This window comes from Tardiphaga alba, assembly GCF_018279705.1.
Lineage (GTDB): Bacteria > Pseudomonadota > Alphaproteobacteria > Rhizobiales > Xanthobacteraceae > Tardiphaga > Tardiphaga alba.
Map to the genome: position 1 here is coordinate 2,052,740 of NZ_CP036498.1, position 18,363 is coordinate 2,071,102.

17 protein-coding genes and 1 pseudogene are annotated in these 18,363 nt (G+C 59.1%); 8 read left to right on the plus strand and 10 right to left on the minus strand.

Annotation, left to right across the window (positions count from 1 at the left end; translation table 11 throughout):
• Positions 1–33: 33 nt before the first annotated feature.
• The 7 genes from RPMA_RS09705 to RPMA_RS09735 all read right to left on the minus strand — a co-directional run bounded on the left by RPMA_RS09705 (position 34) and on the right by RPMA_RS09735 (position 6,591).
• Positions 34–372 (minus strand): hypothetical protein, encoded by a 339-nt coding sequence (locus RPMA_RS09705; RefSeq protein WP_211912613.1) that lies wholly within the window; start codon positions 370–372, stop codon positions 34–36.
• Positions 373–569: 197 nt separating this feature from the next.
• On the minus strand, positions 570–1,259 hold the full coding sequence (locus RPMA_RS09710) for a hypothetical protein (protein WP_211912614.1): 690 nt from the start codon (positions 1,257–1,259) through the stop codon (positions 570–572).
• Positions 1,241–1,609: a PadR family transcriptional regulator gene (locus tag RPMA_RS28530; protein ID WP_211912615.1), complete on the minus strand. Its 369-nt coding sequence runs from the start codon at positions 1,607–1,609 to the stop codon at positions 1,241–1,243. The genes RPMA_RS09710 and RPMA_RS28530 overlap by 19 nt, the downstream gene beginning before the upstream one ends.
• Before the next feature lie 314 nt (positions 1,610–1,923).
• Positions 1,924–2,202 carry a hypothetical protein gene (locus RPMA_RS09720; protein WP_211912616.1) on the minus strand — a complete coding sequence of 93 codons (279 nt, stop codon included), beginning with the start codon at positions 2,200–2,202 and terminating at the stop codon, positions 1,924–1,926.
• A gap of 268 nt (positions 2,203–2,470) precedes the next feature.
• Positions 2,471–3,331, minus strand: coding sequence for an SDR family oxidoreductase (locus tag RPMA_RS09725; protein WP_211912617.1), 861 nt, complete (start codon positions 3,329–3,331; stop codon positions 2,471–2,473).
• A gap of 108 nt (positions 3,332–3,439) precedes the next feature.
• The gene (locus RPMA_RS09730; RefSeq protein WP_211912618.1) at positions 3,440–5,653 is read right to left on the minus strand and encodes a lysylphosphatidylglycerol synthase domain-containing protein; all 2,214 of its coding nucleotides are present in this window, start codon (positions 5,651–5,653) and stop codon (positions 3,440–3,442) included.
• Positions 5,654–6,384: 731 nt separating this feature from the next.
• A complete protein-coding gene (locus RPMA_RS09735; protein ID WP_211912619.1) occupies positions 6,385–6,591 on the minus strand; it encodes a hypothetical protein in 207 nt (68 codons plus the stop codon).
• 263 nt (positions 6,592–6,854) lie between these two features.
• Here RPMA_RS09735 and RPMA_RS28535 point away from each other — a divergent pair.
• The 5 genes and pseudogenes from RPMA_RS28535 to RPMA_RS09760 form a co-directional block, all read left to right on the plus strand.
• Positions 6,855–7,367 (plus strand): annotated as a pseudogene (locus RPMA_RS28535) (acyltransferase family protein); the annotation flags it as partial.
• A 98-nt stretch (positions 7,368–7,465) separates the two neighbouring features.
• Positions 7,466–8,143 carry an acyltransferase family protein gene (locus RPMA_RS09745; protein ID WP_249225612.1) on the plus strand — a complete coding sequence of 226 codons (678 nt, stop codon included), beginning with the start codon at positions 7,466–7,468 and terminating at the stop codon, positions 8,141–8,143.
• 145 nt (positions 8,144–8,288) lie between these two features.
• Positions 8,289–8,627 (plus strand): hypothetical protein, encoded by a 339-nt coding sequence (locus RPMA_RS09750; RefSeq protein WP_249225613.1) that lies wholly within the window; start codon positions 8,289–8,291, stop codon positions 8,625–8,627.
• A 105-nt stretch (positions 8,628–8,732) separates the two neighbouring features.
• Complete coding sequence (locus tag RPMA_RS09755) at positions 8,733–9,383, plus strand: glutathione S-transferase family protein (protein WP_211912622.1); 651 nt, start codon at positions 8,733–8,735, stop codon at positions 9,381–9,383.
• A gap of 45 nt (positions 9,384–9,428) precedes the next feature.
• Entirely contained in the window at positions 9,429–10,208 is a 780-nt protein-coding gene (locus RPMA_RS09760) for an enoyl-CoA hydratase/isomerase family protein (RefSeq protein ID WP_211912623.1), read from the plus strand.
• Between the two features lie 6 nt (positions 10,209–10,214).
• On the opposite strand, the gene RPMA_RS09765 is transcribed toward RPMA_RS09760, so the two are convergent.
• The 3 genes from RPMA_RS09765 to RPMA_RS09775 form a co-directional block, all read right to left on the minus strand.
• Positions 10,215–11,156: a metallophosphoesterase gene (locus RPMA_RS09765; RefSeq protein ID WP_211912624.1), complete on the minus strand. Its 942-nt coding sequence runs from the start codon at positions 11,154–11,156 to the stop codon at positions 10,215–10,217.
• A gap of 81 nt (positions 11,157–11,237) precedes the next feature.
• On the minus strand, positions 11,238–11,669 hold the full coding sequence (locus RPMA_RS09770; RefSeq protein ID WP_211912625.1) for a GlcG/HbpS family heme-binding protein: 432 nt from the start codon (positions 11,667–11,669) through the stop codon (positions 11,238–11,240).
• Between the two features lie 11 nt (positions 11,670–11,680).
• The gene (locus RPMA_RS09775; RefSeq protein WP_211912626.1) at positions 11,681–14,656 is read right to left on the minus strand and encodes an FAD-binding and (Fe-S)-binding domain-containing protein; all 2,976 of its coding nucleotides are present in this window, start codon (positions 14,654–14,656) and stop codon (positions 11,681–11,683) included.
• A gap of 351 nt (positions 14,657–15,007) precedes the next feature.
• On the opposite strand from RPMA_RS09775, the gene RPMA_RS09780 reads away from it, so the two are divergent.
• From RPMA_RS09780 to RPMA_RS09790, 3 genes are all read left to right on the plus strand, one after another.
• Positions 15,008–16,207: a pyridoxal-phosphate-dependent aminotransferase family protein gene (locus RPMA_RS09780; protein WP_211912627.1), complete on the plus strand. Its 1,200-nt coding sequence runs from the start codon at positions 15,008–15,010 to the stop codon at positions 16,205–16,207.
• Positions 16,208–16,320: 113 nt separating this feature from the next.
• Entirely contained in the window at positions 16,321–17,112 is a 792-nt protein-coding gene (locus RPMA_RS09785; RefSeq protein WP_211912628.1) for an enoyl-CoA hydratase/isomerase family protein, read from the plus strand.
• Positions 17,113–17,363: 251 nt separating this feature from the next.
• The gene (locus tag RPMA_RS09790; protein WP_249225710.1) at positions 17,364–18,317 is read left to right on the plus strand and encodes a Bug family tripartite tricarboxylate transporter substrate binding protein; all 954 of its coding nucleotides are present in this window, start codon (positions 17,364–17,366) and stop codon (positions 18,315–18,317) included.
• Positions 18,318–18,363: the final 46 nt, after the last annotated feature.

The following is an 18,363-nucleotide window of genomic DNA, read 5'->3' on the forward strand; positions in this document are numbered from 1 at the left end:
GATCGAACACCTGTCAGGCGTCGTGAGATGGTTCTAAACGAACCCTATCCGGAAAGGCTTGTCCTCAATCTTAGGAACCGCGACCAGAAGCAGCGATAATTGGGAGTGATGTTGCAGGAGGCACGCCTTTGCACCGTGATCGTCAAGGCCGGTGAAAATCAGCATGTCAGGATCTGAAGCCCCAATTGATCTGAGGCGAATGGTCGAGCCGGCGGAAACAGTCATGCCAATCTCAGCGTCTTCGCCTAGCTTGCTTTCAAAAGCAGCGATCAGACGCCGAACCCGCTCGAGCATGTATCCTGCGGGGTTGTTCTTGTTATACAAACCTCGCTCAAGCTGACTCAGAGCATCGCCTATGTCGCCTGCCTGCACTTCAAGTCTCCTTAGCCGATTCGCGAACACCGAACAGATTGTCACAGTGGGAACGCGCTGAGCGGGTATCCCGGCTAAACACTGCTTGCAGTGAATGATTTCAACGGCCGGGAGAGGCGAGCGCGCCTGAAATCAATACGCGTCCGTTTAGCCTGGATGTGTTCGACGCCCTGCTTGGCGGCTGATGTGTCCAGTGCTCACAACACGTGTTCTTCGGAACTCTTGTGCTCAGCGAGATCTTTTTCAGCACCCTGCAGAATCTTCATGATGTTGTCCAAAACGCGCGAAATATCTGCTGCGGTCGTCGTCGGTAGAGCAATGTATTTAACTAGTCGAGTGAGGTTTAGCTTTCTGTCTCGGCTAAAGAGAATATGAACGTTGTAGTCAAAATTCCCATTTTTCAAGTCGTCGGATAACCGCTTGAAGCCTCCCGGAGGAAGCAGGCACCATGCGGTGTAGAAAAACTTGCCCATGTAGTACAGAATGAGCGCTATCAGGTGTGCCTTGGCCAGCAGTTTAGATCCTGTGTTAGCCATGTACGAATTGGCGCAGTACTCCACATTGATTGGAATTGAACCGTTGGTGCCGGCCAACACGGTGACGCGAAAGGTCAGGATGCTCAACTGTCGGCGCAGCTTCCGAGCGCCGATCAAGCAGCCCGCGGCATGTTGGTATTGAGCAACGATGCTGTGCGTATCTTCCAGATGAGATATCCACTCCTCACGGTATCTTTCTCGCTCGTGTTCCGGCAATTTTGATACGGCACTGTCGATCAGCCGCCGGCATAAGCGAGGCGAAATCGCGCAAAAGTCATGAGCAAGGACGTGGGCAAAAACTCCGCCAATGAAGGTGATGATCGTCGCGGCAACTATTGAGACAATGTCCATGAGGGTACCCCAGCAGCATGCGTTTGAAATTGAGCTAGGGCTTCCAGTGCTTTTCCTTGGCCCTGTCGCGTAAGTCTGTAGAACCTGCGACGCGGCCGACCGGCCTCCGAAGGCTCGACTTGTTCCCACTCACTCTCCAGCCAGCCTGCCGACTCCAAACGCTGCAGCAGAGGGTACATCGTACCCGAACCAATCGACGTGGCTTTCGATATACTAGCGCCGGATTGGCCTTCCTTTGGGTTCTCAATCAGCAGTTTAAGTAACTGCAATGTCGGCCCCGATAGTCTTACTCTTTGCACCATCTCGTTCTTCCTCTCCGAGAATCGTCCACCCAATTCGAAAGTCGACATAGGCTATGTCGAGTTTCGACCTGACGCAAGCGGGAGTTTGCGGGTGCTGAATTTAGGCAAGGGAGTCAAAGCGGGGGCGGGATGCGAGTTTGTCCCTAAGCTATTGAAAGAGCACCGGAATTGATGGGACTCTTAATCATCGGGTCCTAGGTTCGAGCCCTAGTGCGCCCACCAACATTTCACACGATCGAGATCAGTGAGATGGATGGTGGTTTTCAGTCGCTGATTGCGCCTGAGCCTCACTCAGTCGATTTCCTAGACCAAATGGATGCGGCGTGGCGTTGGCCAGTGCGTCTGTCTTCCACAGTAACGTTCTACGGCCGCTCGTTTCGGTTCATCTGGCGTTGAGGATTGATCGCGCCGTGCTCGGCAATGAAGCCCCGGCGCTTCTCGTCGATGATCTTGTCGAGCGGTGAGGGCGGCGGGGGTGCTGGTTCGGGCGGCAGCTCGGGCGGCGGAACTGGCTCAGGTACACCGAAATTCTCGACAAAGCCGATACGCGGACCATCGAAAATCTTCGCTTGCCAGGGTTCTTTGTACTTCATCCGTGGAACATAGCAGAAGCAAAAGCCGGTGCCAGCATCGCGTGACATTCGCGTGCGGGACGTCCAGACTTCTCAATCGCTTTTCTTGACCACCGACAGTGGTCGCACCGGCTCCGCGGCCATCGTCCCGCAACGGCTCCTTTGCTCCAGACGGTCGGCTTGCCGGCGCGACATCAAGCCGACAGACGAGAAAGCGAGTGCAGGCAAGAAAGGTCAATATAGGACTACCTTAGCATCCCCTGTTCTATGGCGTACATCAAGGAGTTGGCAAAAGTAGCACTTGTTCGGATGTGTCGGCACTTACGCTAAGCCGCTGTCATGGGGAATGCGAATGTCGATCCGGACCCGGATTGTTTAACGTATCGACCATTTGCCTTATTCCGACAGAAAACTCGCGCGGAACGACACCCAGCGCGTCACGCATCCAAAAGACAGGGTGTTCGACGTCTTCTCTCATGCGCAAGAACATATTCGTATCGACTTTTGTCGCACCCAAGCCGTTGAGGGCTTTGAAAATCGGTACAAATGGCGCAATTGGCAGCGACACGAGAGGACGTCGAACACCGAGCGCTTGCTGAATTTGGAGTACCATTTCACGAAACTCCATCGGCCGCGGGCCGGCGATCGGAGCAACCGTCGGGCCAATCCAGCGCTTCTGTAAAGCGCTCGCAATGGCGTCGGCTACATCATCAACGTATATTGGTTGAACTTTTTGCCTTCCGTTCCCTGGCAACGGAAAAATAGGTGACCACTTGAGGAGCTCTAGGACGCGGCTGATATTATTCTCCTGCGATCCTCCGTATATCATCGTTGGATGCAGCATAACGCCGCTGCGCCCACTCGCTAGGAATGCCGCCTCAGCCTCTCGCACTTTCTCGGCCCGCTCATTGGGGACTTTGGAGTAGCGCCACGCAGATCCAAGGCAGACAATAGCTTCTACACTACGCGGTACACTCGCAAGAAGCTGTTGTGTGTAACGGGCATGCGCGCATGAAACGACGAAGCGCGCGTTCGCGCATTGCTCAGATGCGTTTCTGATGTCTCCCGTAACGCGATCTGCGCGTGGATCGAGCGTCAGTGGTGTACGCGACACGACACGAAGACGCTGGCCTTGGTCAATGAGCAAGGCCGATGCGCGACGGCCGATATCACTAGAAGCGCCGTACATCACAATCATCAGGTATTTGCTCCAAGATTTCTTAGGCGGCACGCGGGTAAGAAATACTTTTTGTCTTGGGCGGATCCTAGCTCCGGGTCGCCAAACTTCAGTTGGTTCCAGTCGCCATCACGTGTTGGCCTTCCCAACCGGTCGTCCTACCGTGTGATAAGGTACCGCAAGGGCAGCTCCTAAGAGAAACCAGAAGGTTCGTTGGTACATCATCTCGTGGAAAATCGACATCGCGCCGAAGCCGGTTATCGCTAGAATTATCAGCGTACCTGCGGGGTCTTGTGGTCGTAAAATCTCGTTCGCGAAAATGCGGACTATCGGTAGAATAAAAGCTACCGCTCCGATCATTCCAAACTCAGCGAGAAGCCAAATCAACGTGGAATGTATCACTAATGGAGTGAGTTCCTTTGACTGGTGGATAAATGTGCCAAGGCCAGCGCCAAAAAATGGGTGCTGTGCAAATAGGCTAAGCCCGCCCCACATGCTTTCGAAATGCTCAGCTGTTGATCCGTCGCGAGCGGTGGTCAATGCGGAAACCGCAGAATGCGAGGTAGGCGATATGGTCAGGTCCAATACGGAAAGGAGAGATCCGGAAAGGAACGAAAACAGGTGCGGCGTGAGCGAGAGGGCGGTAAGCACCGCAGCCGCCATCGTCAAGGCTATCGCGAGCTTGCGTCGGTATCCAGGAGACAAAATAAACGAAAGAACCAAGACGATGGCCGCTGATGCTATTCCAGCCCTCGAACCGGTGTAGCATATGCTGACAAGCGCAAGGCTTATTGTGATTGGCAGAGCAGGCCGAAGCGCGATAGCTGCGCTAAGTACCATAAGGCACTGGAACGAAAATGCGTTTGAGTTCTGAGCGAACCCAGCGAACGGGCTCCATGCTCTCAAACCTAGCATCGTCAGCACCAAAAAGAACAACTGGTATCCAATGATGACGCAGCCAACGGATACGAACGTGTTTAAAATCTTGGCGAACTTGAGACGCGAGGCCATAGCGCCTGCGGCTCCGTAGCCCAACAAAACAAACCAGCCGAGCCACTTATTGGTCACTGCCCATTGTGTCCAGCCAATAGAGGTTGCGCCGATGAGTAACGAGACGGTTATCACTATCGAGCAAACGATTACGTAAATATTCAGTTCTCTTAGTCTCCAGGACGGGGCGGTTGAGCGCAGAATGGAGAGAAGAAAAAGAACGCCAGAAAGGATGGCAATTGGATCAGCAAGGTTGACGTTCAGTAAGCCTGTCTGTCCCGGAATATGAACGTTAAAAAAAACCAGCAACGCGCAGAGAATCGGGAGTGAGTATTGTAGAATGATTTCATGCGAAACGGCCGGGACGGTGACGGCGTTGCCAGGAGAGCCTGTTGAAGGTCCTACTGACCTTACAGAGAGTGCAGACAGCAACGCAGCGCAAATGATCGATATTACGCCGACGATGATCGCGACAATGAGCGCCTTTGGGGTCGACATTCCAATAGCGCCAAGCGCGGCGACCGCGCTTAACTCACGAATACCCCAACCTGCAAAGCTGATTGGGATACTCGCCGCAAACATGACGAGCGAAGATGCTGCCGCAAGGGCATAGAAACCAGCATCAGGCGCGATGGAGTGGCCAATCGCAATATATGCCGCCATCATTGAAAGTTGGACAGCGACTGACAAAGCGAAAGACTGTAAAAATTGTGCTATCGCTCTCAGGGTCAATTGGCTCAGCGTTCTTACGACAGTCGACCACCAGATGCGGGCGGTAACGGCACCCGCGAGGCTGAGGCCCGTTAAAATGTGGACTAACTCAAACCCTCCGCCAGCGAGATCAAAATTCAGGTCTCTAAAGATATAAACGGCACCGATCACTGCGAGGGATAGCGATGCTAACGCTGCGGCCAGTCGTTCATGTGCCGTGATCAGCACCGTGCCTGAAAACGGGATCATTCGCTTTCCGAGGTAGGAACCTCGGGCGATGAGTTGTCCAAATATCTGGAAAAACACCAGACCGCCAATTTGGCCGAGAGATATCACGGCCACGGCTTCCCGAAGGGATAGCGAATATCCATGGCTGGCGGCAATCGTGCGAACTCTCATCGCCGCAAAAATAGAACTCACCAGGATCGCGCATCCTGCGGTGATCAACGTGGTTGCATCGACACTGTTCTTCGCGAGACTTAATTGCTGTGAGTCGATTTCATAAGCCGCAATAGCAATTGCTACCCCAAGAAGAAGGGTCGATACCGCATATTTCACGCGGCGTAGTTTAGTTTGCGGCGAGTTCGTACAGTCGTTTTTCTGGCGAAGAAGTTTCGACACTTGGGAGATTGAAAAGCGCATGAACGTGTCGGTCGCCTCTGAGTCCAAACTTGGTGTGGGTTTTAATTTACCTCCGGCTTATTGCATCTCTAAGAAGCCACGGGCAACGTCTCAGTATCGGTCGGCATACGCTTGTTGAGTAAGGCGCGCTAGTCAGACCCTGCAAATTACTGCCATCTCTCGTTTACTTGTAGTGATTCGGCCGGTGCTATCTTCGTTTGTTGTTGAGAATCACATTCGTGCACGCACCATGCACGTCACGGTGGAGCCGTTTGCATTTTAAAATTGATTCTTCGCATTGATCTTTTTGCAACGGCTCAAGTGATCAGAACGGCTTGCGGAGACGCTGCGTCTTACTGAAACGCCATACGTTGCGACAACGGTCGTCATTCCTATCGCAAAGAGCGGTTGCCATGTTCTCTTCTTGTTGCTCTTGCTACTTGGTGGCTCTGTTATGATGCCACAACCTGGCGTCTTAAGTGCTTTGCGGAGACACGGATACCATATGCTGATTGCAGATTAGAAGCTTAAGGCATGCCAAAGTTTTCTTAGATCTGTCTGAAAAACAATACGATCGCCCGGCCACTATTTGATGGCCCCGGTTTGAATGCCGCGCTGTGGTGGTTGTAGATATATCATGATGCGTCGTTGAAGTTGAAGGGGAGAGTGGCACAACATACGTTCTTCGATGACGGCGTCGATATCCAAGCTGACTGGATGTCCCTCAAGTCGCCTTTATCGATATGCGGACATCAGTCGATATCTATGCTGCATTGCAGGTGTGTGACCGGCTCCGCGGCCATCGTCCCGCAACGGCTCCTTTGCTCCAGGCGGTCGGCTTGCCGGCGATAGTCTTCGGAGGCTTCGAGCAGTCGGCTCACGGTGACGACGTCGAGGACGTTACGGGCCAGGCGTTCGGCGCGCTGGGCCTGTTCGCGGAGATGCTCGATCTGGGTCATTTGATTTTCCCCTCACACTTGTCTGAACAAGTTGAGTCGAATGCGATCGTTCCCAGCGTCGCCTGCCGTGCTTAACGCCGGGTAACCGGCAGCGAGCTCTGCCCCGAACTTTGCCTTGGTGGCGCCATTAGCTCTGATGTCACGGTGTAACCGCACATTCACGTTAAGGGCGAACATTCCGCGCCCGTGGGTAAACATGTAGACGCGCTTCACCCTTGCGCGCGGCGACGCAGCTAATCCCGATGCAAACGGGGAGTGTGGCGATGGCGGAGAATGCAGGCGCAGGCAGGAAGCTGGAGAAATTCCCGGCTTTCGATGGCTTTCGCGGAATCGGCGTGGTGGTGGTGATCTTCTCCCACTGCCCGCCGGTGCTCGAAAGCGGCGTCTATAACGCGCTCCTGCACGTCAATATGGCGTCGCGCGTCGGCTATGTCGCGCTCGACATCTTCTTCGTGATCTCCGGCTTTTTCATCACGCGTCTGCTGCTGCGCGAGCGCGCCAAGACCGGGCGGATCTCGTTCAAGGACTTCTACATGCGCCGCGCGCTGCGCATCTTCCCGGTCTATTACCTGACCATTCTCGCCTGCTACTTCATCTTCAACTTCAATACCGCCGACACGATCAGCCTGCTGACCTACACGTTCAATTTCTACCACCCTCTGCACCCCGTTCCGAACCCGCTGGAACACACCTGGTCGCTCTCGGTGGAGGAGCAGTTCTATTTCTTCTGGCCGTTGCTGATCCTGCTGGTGCCGCCGCGTTGGCTGAACGCCGTCACCGGGCGGGTCATCCCGCTATTGGCGGTGGCGAGCGGCCTCGTGATGGCCGTCATCTTCATCAATCACGACCCCGCGAGGCCGGCGACGTCGTCTATATGTCGCTGTTCACCCGCATGCTGTCGCTGTCGCTCGGCGGCTGGCTGGCATTGCGCGAGTTCGAAAACAGGCCATTGCGCGGCTGGCGTTGCGTGGCATTGGTGGTCGGCGCCCTGGTGCTGCTGGTGCTCGATCGCAAGGGCCGCGATCTCGGCATCATCACCTCGCAGCCGGTCTACTGGACCATTGCGCTGGTCGCCTATTCGATGGTCAGCGTCTCCTTTGTCGCGACGCTGGTATTCGATCGCGGCCTCGTCCAGCGCTGGATGACGGCGATCCTGTCGATCCGGCTGTTCCGCGGGCTCGGCCATCTCTCTTACGCGATGTATGTGTTCCACCTGCCGGTGCTGTTCTATCTCGGCATCAATGATGCGGCGATCGGTGGCGGCAAGGTCCCGATCCTGCAGGTCGGTCTCGCTTTCGCGCTGACGATCGGCCTCGCGATCGCGTCCTATTATCTGCTGGAAAATCCCATGGCCAAACTGAAGCAGAATTTCGGCGGCGTGAAGCTCGTGGATCCCTTGGCCGCGCCGCGAACCTCCCAACAGTCTGGCGGCTTTCTGGCCCGCTTTGCCCGCACTGCGCTCACATCACCAGAAGACGGCCAAAGCCTCCCCGGCAAGCAGCAGACGCAGCGGACGATCTGGCCGGGCATTCGACGTGATGAGGTTAAATAATACCAAGACGGTTGATCTAGCTCAGTATCGGCCGTAACGGCCCCCGCGATTTCCCCTAAGCCTTGCTCTCGCCGCCATGTGCCGCGGCGAGGGCGGAGCGAGGAACGGACGTTTGATGGGCGCGATGTCGTTGGGGACCGCTTAGGTGCCGGGCAAGCCGAAAACTGCTGCCCGGGATTACGTGATTTTTCCGGATTCCTACATTGTCGATCACTTCGCGCGGCTCGGCTATGCCGTGGATTGCGATCAACTGGCTTTCACGCTGGAAACCGTTGACGACTTTATCGAGGCGCGCGACCAGCGCTGGCATCGGCCGGGACATATCGCGCGTCGCGATCACAGTGGACTGCTGGTGATCGAGGACGCGCAGCCGCAGGCGCTGCAACCGACGCGCGACATTGTCGTGGTCAGCCTCGGCGATGCACGCGTGGTCATGGGGGTGCTCGACCGAGCCGGGCGTAATCGCTTCGCCCACACCATGTGATGTCGCGACGCCTCTCGTCGGCGTCGCTTGACGAATGCCGGTGTCTCCGTCTCATTGCTGATCAGCGCGGCGTTCGTCCGCGACAGCCGAGGAGACGGAAGCCCGATGATCACGCTCTATCACTGCGCTCGCGCGCGCTCGTTCCGTCCGCTCTGGACGCTGGAAGAACTTGGGCTGCCCTATGACCTGAAGATGCTGCCGTTTCCGCCGCGCGTCCATCAGAAGGAATATCTCGCCGTCAATCCGCTCGGGACCATTCCGCTCTTGCTGGATGGCGACACGCGAATGACGGAATCCGCTGCCATCGCGCAATATCTCGCGACCCGATACGGGCCGACGCCATTGGCGGTCGGAGTCGAGGAGCCGGCTTATGGCGCTTTCCTGAACTGGCTGCATTTTGGCGAGGCGACGCTGACATTTCCGCAGACGCTGGTCCTGCGTTATTCGCGATTCGAACCCGAAGAGCGCCGGAGCGCGCAAGTGACCGAGGACTATTCGAAATGGTTCCTCGCCCGGTTGCGCACGATCGAGACGATGATGGCGAGCCAGGACTATGTCTGTGCCGATCGCTTTACGGCGGCTGACATCTCCGTGGGCTATGCGCTGCTGCTCGCCGAACGTATCGGCCTTGCCCTGCAGATCGGCCCCCATGCGATGGCCTATTGGCAAAGGTTGCAGCAGCGCGACGGGTACAAGCGTGCGGTGGACGCAGAAAACCGGGCGGGCGATGCCGCGGGTTTGGAGCGCCGCATCTGAGCGGCTATACCCGTCGCATCCCATTCAACAGAGCGAGCATATCCGATGGCCAATGACAGCGTGATTCTGGAAAAGAAAGGCGCGGCATTCTGGATCACCATCAACCGGCCTTCGAAGCGCAATGCCATGAATGCCGACGTCATCGCCGGCATCGCCGATGGTTATCGCCGGGCCCATGACGATAAGGACGTGCGCGCCATCGTCTTGACCGGGGCAGGCGAGAAAGCGTTTTGCGCGGGTGCCGATCTCGCCAATTCCGGATCCGCCTTTGCGCAGGATTTCTCGAAGCCCAATGGCGATCTCGCTGATCTGATGCGGCTCTCGCAGAACGCGACCAAGCCCGCCATCGCCCGCATCAATGGCGTGTGCATGGCCGGTGGCATGGGTTTGCTGTGCATGACGGACATGGCGGTGGCGGCGGACAGCGCGATCTTCGGTTTGCCCGAGGTCAAGGTCGGGGTGTTCCCGATGCAGGTGTTGGCGCTGCTGCAGACGATTGCGCCGCGCCGTCTGGTCAATGAGTGGTGCATCACGGGCGAGCCGTTCGATGCACGGACGGCCCTGGATGCCGGCTTGCTAAACCACGTCGTGCCGGCGGCCGATCTCGATGCCAAGGTGGAATGGCTGATCGGGCGCATCACTGACAAGTCGCCGACCGCGATCCGCCGCGGCAAATATGCCATGCGTGCGATTGCGGCGATGTCGTTCGATGAGAGCATCGCCTATCTGGAAAGCCAGATCGCGATCCTGGCGATGACGGAAGACGCCAAGGAAGGCCTCAAGGCTTTCGGCGAGAAGCGCAAGCCGGTGTGGCCGGGCAAATAGCGCCGGTCACGCGCGCGTCAATCGGTGCAACGTCACTTCCGGCGGACAGTTGAGGCGAACGGGCAGCAGGCTCGTTCCGACGCCGACCGATGTATAGCCCGCGAGCTTCTCGTGCTGCCACGCGCCTTTGCCCATATGACGCGGCAGCACGGCTTCCAGCTTGATGGCATAGCCACCGGGCAGACAGAGTTGGCCGCCATGGGTGTGGCCGCTCAGCATGAAATCGAAGCCATGCTCGGCCGCCTCGGCGTAAGTCTCCGGCGTATGCGACAGCAGGATCGAAAAGGCGTCGCGCGGTATCTGCGACGCGACCATCGGGATGTCATCGGCGAGGTAGAAATGCGGATCGTCGACACCGGCGAGATAGATGCTGTCACCGCCACGGGTGATGGTTTCGACCTCGTTGAACAGCATGCGGATGCCCATGGCTTCCAGCGCCGGAGTCATGCGGATGCTGTCGTGATTGCCGAGGATGCCGTAGACGGGATCGCGTAACTTGGCGCGCAACTCGCCGACACCATCCACGGCGCGTTGATAAGGTCCATAGGTGTTGCCGCGATAGTCGCCAGTGAGCACGCAGATGTCGTAGCTGAGATCGCCGACGAATGAGACGAGGTGGCGCAAAGCTTCCTCGCTGATGTCCACGTGTAGATCGCTGATATGCAGGATCGTGAAACCATCGAAGGACGCAGGCAGGCGATCGGAGACGACGGTGTTCTCGCGGACCGATACACGATCGGCCTCGCGGCGCGCACGGCTATAAAGACCGGTGAGCTTCAGCGCCATGCGCACGATCGGTGGCGCGGTGAGCCAGTTTTCCAGATTGAAGAACAGGCGCCCCTGGCCGAACAGCTGATGGTCGCGATGGGTTTCGATCTCCAGCCGCTTCTGCACATGCGTAGCGCCGATACGATCGATCAGGCTCTGGAGTGACGGATCGTCGGTCATGGGAGAGCCGCTCAACAGTCTCGGGTGCAGGATGGATCGCGCGACGCGCCCATCCTACACCCGTATTGGGTAAAGCAAGTTCTAACCGGTCGAGGCCTTGAGACCGGCGGCCTCGATGCCGGCGACGCAGCAGATTTCGTCATTGTCCGACGTGTCGCCGGAAATGCCGATGGCGCCAAGCAGGCTGCCGGATGCATCGTGGATCAACACACCACCAGGCACAGGGATCAATGCGCCGCGGGCCATTGTGTTGACGGCGTCGATGAAGAAGGGCTGCTCTTCAGCGCGCTTGAACAGTGCACGCGAGCCGAGGCCCATGGCAAGTGCACCATAGGCTTTGCCATGCGCAACTTCGCCGCGCATCAGGCTGGTACCATCCTGCGCGATCGAGGCCTTCACGCAGCCGCGTGCGTCGAGCACGGTGATGGCCATCGGCTTCAGCTTCATCTCGATCACCTTGGCGAGCGCGGCGTCGAGAATCTTTCGGGCGGTGTCGAGCGTCAGGTCGGCCATATGATGTTTCCTCAGTGTGATGCAGAAGACTGCGTGGTCGATGTGGCATTGTCGAGGCTCATCGCCAGCACGCGGGCGACATGCAGTGCCTCACGCGGCGTGCCATCGGCAATCTGGTGGCGGCACGACGTGCCATCGGCGACAATGAGCGTGTCCGGATCGGCCTTGCGCACGGCGGGTAGCAACGAGGCTTCGGCCATCTGGATCGAAACATCATAGGTCTCGGCGCCGTAGCCGAATGCGCCGGCCATGCCGCAGCAGCTGGATTCGATGGTCTCGACCTTGAGGTCGGGAATCAGGCGCAGCGCTTTTTCCACCGGCTTGAACGCGCCGAATGATTTCTGATGGCAGTGGCCATGCACCATCGCCTTGGGTGCGATCGGCTTGAGCGGAAGCTGCAGCCGGCCGGCCTCGGCCTCACGCACCAGAAACTCCTCGAACAGCATGGCGTGGGCACTGACGCTCTTTGCGGTGTCGTCCGAGCGCAGCGACAGCAATTCGTCGCGCAGCGTCAGCAGGCAGCTCGGCTCCAGCCCGACGATCGGTACACCGCGCGCGGCAAAGGGTTCATAGGTGGCAACGAGACGATCGAGCTCGGCGCGTGCCTGATCGACAAGTCCTGCGGACAGGAACGTGCGGCCACAGCAGAGCGCGCGCGGGCTTCGATCGACCGCTTTCGGCATATGCACGCGATAACCGCCCGCCGTCAGGACGCGCAGCGCATCGTCGAGATTTTCGCGCTCATAGATGCGGTTGAAGGTGTCGGCGAACAGCACGACCTCGTGGCCATCCGCAGGACCGACGACTTCGGCATCGGGATGGAACATATCGCTGCGCCAGGCGGGCAGGCTGCGCTTGGCGCTGATGCCGGTGAGGCGTTCGACGATATTGCGCAGGACAGGATGGTCGTTGCGCAAATTCATCAGCGGCGCGAGCTTCGCGGCGAACGGCGCGTAGCGTGGCAGGTAGCCGACGAGGCGGTCGCGCAGCGTCAGGCCGTGCTTTGCCGCCCGCGCGGCCAATACTTCGATCTTCATCTTCGCCATATCGACGCCGGTCGGACATTCATGGCGACACGCCTTGCAGGACACGCACAGTTTCATGGTGTCGGCCATGGCGTCGGAGGTCAGTGCGTCCGGTCCGAGCTGGCCAGAGATCGCCAGCCGCAAGGTGTTGGCGCGACCGCGCGTGACATCCTTCTCGTTGCGGGTGGCGCGATAGGACGGGCACATCACGCCGCCTTCGAGCTTCCGGCACGTGCCGTTGTTGTTGCACATCTCGATGGCGCCCTGCAGCCCACCGCCTGCGCCGAGCCATGCGGACCAGTCGAGCGCGGTCTGGAGGTCGCCGACGCGATAGTCCGGGGCGTAACGGAACAGCGAGCGATCATCCATCTTCGGCGGATCGACGATCTTGCCGGGATTGAGGATGCCCTTGGGATCGAAGCGCTTCTTCACCTCGGTGAAGTCGTCGATGATGCGTTCGCCGAACATCTCGGCGTGGAATTCCGAGCGGACGAGGCCGTCGCCGTGTTCGCCGGAATGCGAACCCTTGTATTCGCGCACCATGTCGAAGGCTTCTTCGGCGATGGCGCGCATCGCCTTGACGTCCTTGTCGAGCTTCAGGTTCAGCACCGGGCGCACATGCAGGCAGCCTTCGGACGCATGCGCATACATGGTGCCGGAGGTGCCGTGCTTGGCGAATACGCCGAGCAGACGCTCAGTGTAGTCGGCGAGATGCGGCAGCGGAACCGCGCAATCCTCGATGAAGGAGACCGGCTTGCCGTCCTGCTTCATGGACATCATGACATTGAGGCCGGCCGCGCGGAATTCGGCGATGCCGGACTGTAATGCGGGGTCGGTGACCTCGACCACGCCGCCCCACTTACGCTGCGGATTGTCCCAGCCGAAGCCGAGGTCGCCCATCAGTTCGCCAAGCTCTTTCAGCTTGGCGGCATTGGCAGCGTGGTCTTCCTCCGCAAACTCCACAATTAGCAGCGCATCGGGATCGCCGCGCACGGCGCTCTTAATGATCGTCTGGAACATGGCGATGTCGCGGCCGAGCGAAATCATAGTGCGATCGACGAGTTCGACCGCAATCGGCTTCAGCTTGACGAGATGCTGGGTCGCATCCATCGCCTCGTAGAAGCTGCCGAAATGGCAGACGCCGAGCGCCTTGTTGCCGATCAGCGGCCACAGCTTCAGTTCGACCTGCGTGGTGAAGGCGAGGGTGCCTTCGGAGCCGACCAGCAGATGCGCAAGATTGTTCGGCGTATTGCGCGGCACCAGCGCATCGAGATTATAGCCGCCGACCCGGCGCTGCACCTGCGGAAAGCGCGCAGCGATCTCCTGCGCCTCGCGCTCGCCAAGCGCCAGCATCTCACGGAAAAGAGCAGGCGCATCGTCGCTGGGATCGATCTCGCCGAAATGGAGCTGTGTGCCATCGACCAGTGCGGCGTCCATGGCAATCGTGTTGTCGCGCATGGTGCCGTAGCGCAGCGACCGGCCACCGCAGCTATTATTGCCGGCCATGCCGCCGATGGTGGCGCGCGAGGCGGTGGAGACATCGACGGGAAACCACAGCCCGTGCTTCTTCAATTGCTGGTTGAGGTCATCGAGCACGATCCCGGGTTCTACGATACAAGTGCGGTTCTCGACGTCGACCGAAATCAGTTTGTTAAGGTGCTTCGACAGGTCGATGACGATGCCTTCATTGACCGTCTGCCCGCATTGCGACGTGCCGCCGCCGCGCGGGGTGACCACACGGCCGTCGTCGCGGCAGATCGCCATGGCATCAAGCGCCTCGTCGATGGTGCGGGGGACGACCACGCCGAACGGCATGATCTGGTAGAAGGATGCATCGGTCGCGTAGCGGCCGCGATTAAACGCGTCGAAAAAGACGTCGCCGGTGACGGCGCCTGCGAGCCGGGCGGCCAATGCGCTGTCAGCTGCCGAACTACGGATCGTCACGGCACGCTTGGTCGCCATTCGCTAAAGTCTCTTGTCGTGAGTCTCATGTTACGAAAGTTTGTCTTTGCATCGAGGTCCGGCCTTGGCAAGGAATCCCTTTGTAAGAATTCCCTTGGCAAAAAATCCTTGGCAAAAAATCCTCGGCAAGAAATCCTTGGCAACACGCCGCCAATCCGGCAATCGAAAGATCATGTGGTCGCGCCAGAGGCCGCTTGGGCGTTTGTGCGGTGCATGATCGAAAGCCAGCCGCCGGATGCAAATATCGACTCGAAGAAGTGTCTGGCATAATGTATACCAATCCCCGGGACAACGTCCTTCACAGGTGAATTCGCGGGCATTGAATCAGGAAAATCTCGGGGAGAACGTCACATGACCGTACATACCGGAAGGCATTTTCTGCAGATACCAGGCCCCACCAATGTGCCCGACCGGGTGCTGCGGGCCATGGACATGCCGACGCTGGACCATCGCGGTCCGGAATTCGCCGAGCTCGGCATGCATGTGCTGGCCGCGATGCAGCGCGTGTTCCGCACCAAGCAGCCGGTGATGATTTATCCGTCGTCGGGGACGGGCGCCTGGGAAGCGGCGATCGTCAACACGCTGTCGCCGGGCGACAAGGTGCTGATGGCCGAGACCGGCCAGTTCGCCACGCTGTGGCGGAACCTGGCCGAGCGCTTCAAGCTCGATATCGATTTTGTGCCGGGTGACTGGCGCCATGGCGCCGATCTCGCCGAAATCGAAAAGCGCCTCGCGGCCGACAAAGCCCATGCCATCAAGGCGGTGATGATCGTCCATAACGAGACGTCGACGGGTTGCGTCACCTATCCGCTGGATGTGCGCAAGATCCTCGACCGCGTCAGCCATCCCGCTTTGCTGATGGTCGATACCGTCTCGGGCCTCGGCTCGCTGGAATACGAACACGATGCCTGGGGCATCGACGTGTCCGTGGCGGGCTCGCAGAAGGGCCTGATGCTGCCGCCGGGCCTCGGCTTCAATGCCGTCTCGGAAAAGGCCCTGGAGGCCTCCAAGGCCAATCAGTCCTTCCGTTCCTACTGGGACTGGCAGGAGATCATCGCGGCCAACAAGCTCGGCTCCTGGCCCTACACGCCCGCCACCAATCTGCTCTATGCGCTGAAGGAAGCGGTGGCGATGCTGGAGGAGGAGGGGCTCGACAACGTGTTCGCCCGCCACAAGCGCCATGGCGCTGCCGCCCGCGCGGCCGTGAAGGCCTGGGGTCTCGAGACCGTGCCAGTCGAGGCGCAGGATCATTCGCCCGCGCTGACCGCCGTGCTGATGCCCGAAGGCCATGACGCGGATGCGTTCCGCAAGCTCGTGCTCGAGAATTTCGACATGTCGCTCGGCACCGGTCTCAACAAGTGGAAGGGCAAGATCTTCCGCATTGGCCATATCGGTCACTTCAACGACCTGATGCTGATGGGCACGCTGGCCGGCGTGGAAATGGGCCTCGCCGTCGCCAAGGTCCCGCATCGCGCTGGTGGCGTGATGGCGGCGATGGATGTGCTGACCGGCAAGAGCGTGGTGCCGATGCAGAAGGCCGCAGTGGCCTGAGGCTGCATGCCGCCTTTGCTGTGGCGGCCTAACAATCGCAATGAGGCTGGAGCATAATCGCTCCAGCCTTTTCCATTTGGCGGAACCAGACCGCCGTTCAAGAAAGATCCGTGATGACCGAGCCCGCCAGCGACAACCTGCTGTATTCCGTCGAGGACGGCATCGCCAGGATCACCTTCAACCGCCCGCAGGCGCGCAACGCGATGCTGTTCTCCATGTATGAGCGCATGGCGGAGATCTGCCAGGCCGCCAATGACGATCGCTCCATCAAGGCGATCATCCTCACGGGCACCGGCGACAAGGCCTTCGCCTCGGGCACTGATATCTCCCAGTTCCGCGAATTCAAGACGGCGCAGGATGCGCTTGATTACGAGGCGCGGATCGACCGCGTGCTGACCGCGCTGGAGACCTGCCGGGTGCCGACCATCGCGGCCATTGCGGGCGCCTGCACCGGCGGCGGTGCCGGCATTGCCGCCTGCTGCGACCTGCGCATCGGCACGGCGGCGACGCGCATGGGGTTCCCGATCGCGCGCACGCTCGGCAATTGCCTGTCGATGTCGAATATTAGCCGCGTGATGTCGCTGGTGGGGCCCGCGCGGACCAAGGACATGATCTTCACCGCACGCCTGATCGAGGCCGACGAGGCACTGGCGCTCGGGCTCATCAATGAGATCGTCCCCGATGTGGAGACGCTGCAGCGCCGCGCGCTTGAACTCGCGCAACTGGTGGCGAGCCATGCGCCGCTCACGCTCGAAGTGACCAAGGAAGCCGTGCGTCGCCTGCGCAAGACGCTCACCCGTGATGAGGGCCAGGACCTCGTGCTCAAGGCCTATATGAGCGCGGATTTCCGCGAGGGCATGGATGCCTTCCTGAACAAGCGCAAGCCAAACTGGCAAGGCAAGTAACCCGCGCAAATAACAGGCAAGGGGCCGTCCGCAGGGCGGCCCCTTTTTGCGTCGCATGACAGGCGACCCCTGACCAAAGTCTCCCCGACCATGCATCAGGCGCGCTTGATGTGATCTAAAATACCCCTCACAATAGAACCAACCAAAAGTGGCGGACACTCCTCAACGTCCGCTGGGGCCACAGGGAAGAAACAATGTCCAGATCTATCGGCGTGAAGTCGATCTGCGCCACAGCTGCGCTTGCGGTCGCGATGGCTGCAACCTCCGCTCTTACGCCGGCACGGGCGTGGGAGCCCACCAAACCCATCGAAATCGTTGTCGCGGCCGGTGCGGGCGGCGCGTCGGACCAGATGGCGCGGATGATGCAGGCCGCGATCCAGAAGAACAATCTGACCAAGACGCCGGTGGTGGTCTCGCTGAAGGGCGCAGCCTCCGGCGGCGAAGCGCTGATCTATATGAAGTCCGGCGAAGGTGATCCGAGCAAGGTGCTGATCGCCTATTCGCTGATCTACATGCTGCCGCTATCGGCGAAAATCCCGTTCAACTGGCGCGACCTGACGCCAGTGTCGGTGGTGGCGATGGACCAGTTCGTGCTCTGGGACAATGCCAAGGGCCCGAAGACGGTGAAGGAATTCGTCGAGGCAGCGAAGGCCGCGTCGTCGCCGTTCAAGATGGGCGGCACCGGCTCGAAGCGTGAAGACCACGTACTCACGGTGTTCATGGAAAAGAAGACCGGCGCCAAATTCTCCTATCTGCCCTACAAGTCCGGCGGTGAAGCGGCGACCCAGCTGGTCGGCGAGCACACCGAAGCCAATGTCAACAATCCATCCGAAAATCTCGAAGTCTGGCGCGCCGGCCAGGTACGTGCGCTGTGCGTGTTCGACAAGGAACGCATCACCTACAAGGCCAAGGTCACCGACACGCAGTCGTGGAACGACATCCCGACTTGTAAGGAAGAGGGGCTCGACGTGCAGTATCTGATGCTGCGCGCGCTGTTCCTGCCCGGCAAGGTGACCAAGGAGCAGCAGGCCTTCTATGTCGATCTGTTCGAGAAGGTGACCAAGACGCCCGAATACAAGGAATACATGGAGAAGCAGGCGTTGAAGCCGGTGTTCCTGAAGGGCGATGACATGATCAAGTTCCTCGAAGAAGACGATGCACTCAACAAGTCGCTGATGACCGAAGCAGGCTTCGTCGCGAAGTAAGTCTCTCACTGTCATGCCCCGCGAAGGCGGGGCATCCAGTAGACAC

Excerpts from the sequence above, each read along its gene's own strand:
- RPMA_RS09710 (WP_211912614.1), bottom strand. The coding sequence starts at position 1,259 with ATGGACATTGTCTCAATAGTTGCCGCGACGATCATCACCTTCATTGGC.
- RPMA_RS28530 (WP_211912615.1), bottom strand. The coding sequence starts at position 1,609 with ATGTCGACTTTCGAATTGGGTGGACGATTCTCGGAGAGGAAGAACGAG.
- RPMA_RS09720 (WP_211912616.1), bottom strand. The coding sequence starts at position 2,202 with ATGTCACGCGATGCTGGCACCGGCTTTTGCTTCTGCTATGTTCCACGG.
- RPMA_RS09725 (WP_211912617.1), bottom strand. The coding sequence starts at position 3,331 with ATGATTGTGATGTACGGCGCTTCTAGTGATATCGGCCGTCGCGCATCG.
- RPMA_RS09730 (WP_211912618.1), bottom strand. The coding sequence starts at position 5,653 with ATGCGCTTTTCAATCTCCCAAGTGTCGAAACTTCTTCGCCAGAAAAAC.
- RPMA_RS09735 (WP_211912619.1), bottom strand. The coding sequence starts at position 6,591 with ATGACCCAGATCGAGCATCTCCGCGAACAGGCCCAGCGCGCCGAACGC.
- RPMA_RS09745 (WP_249225612.1), top strand. The coding sequence starts at position 7,466 with ATGTCGCTGTTCACCCGCATGCTGTCGCTGTCGCTCGGCGGCTGGCTG.
- RPMA_RS09755 (WP_211912622.1), top strand. The coding sequence starts at position 8,733 with ATGATCACGCTCTATCACTGCGCTCGCGCGCGCTCGTTCCGTCCGCTC.
- RPMA_RS09760 (WP_211912623.1), top strand. The coding sequence starts at position 9,429 with ATGGCCAATGACAGCGTGATTCTGGAAAAGAAAGGCGCGGCATTCTGG.
- RPMA_RS09765 (WP_211912624.1), bottom strand. The coding sequence starts at position 11,156 with ATGACCGACGATCCGTCACTCCAGAGCCTGATCGATCGTATCGGCGCT.
- RPMA_RS09770 (WP_211912625.1), bottom strand. The coding sequence starts at position 11,669 with ATGGCCGACCTGACGCTCGACACCGCCCGAAAGATTCTCGACGCCGCG.
- RPMA_RS09775 (WP_211912626.1), bottom strand. The coding sequence starts at position 14,656 with ATGGCGACCAAGCGTGCCGTGACGATCCGTAGTTCGGCAGCTGACAGC.
- RPMA_RS09780 (WP_211912627.1), top strand. The coding sequence starts at position 15,008 with ATGACCGTACATACCGGAAGGCATTTTCTGCAGATACCAGGCCCCACC.
- RPMA_RS09785 (WP_211912628.1), top strand. The coding sequence starts at position 16,321 with ATGACCGAGCCCGCCAGCGACAACCTGCTGTATTCCGTCGAGGACGGC.
- RPMA_RS09790 (WP_249225710.1), top strand. The coding sequence starts at position 17,364 with ATGGCTGCAACCTCCGCTCTTACGCCGGCACGGGCGTGGGAGCCCACC.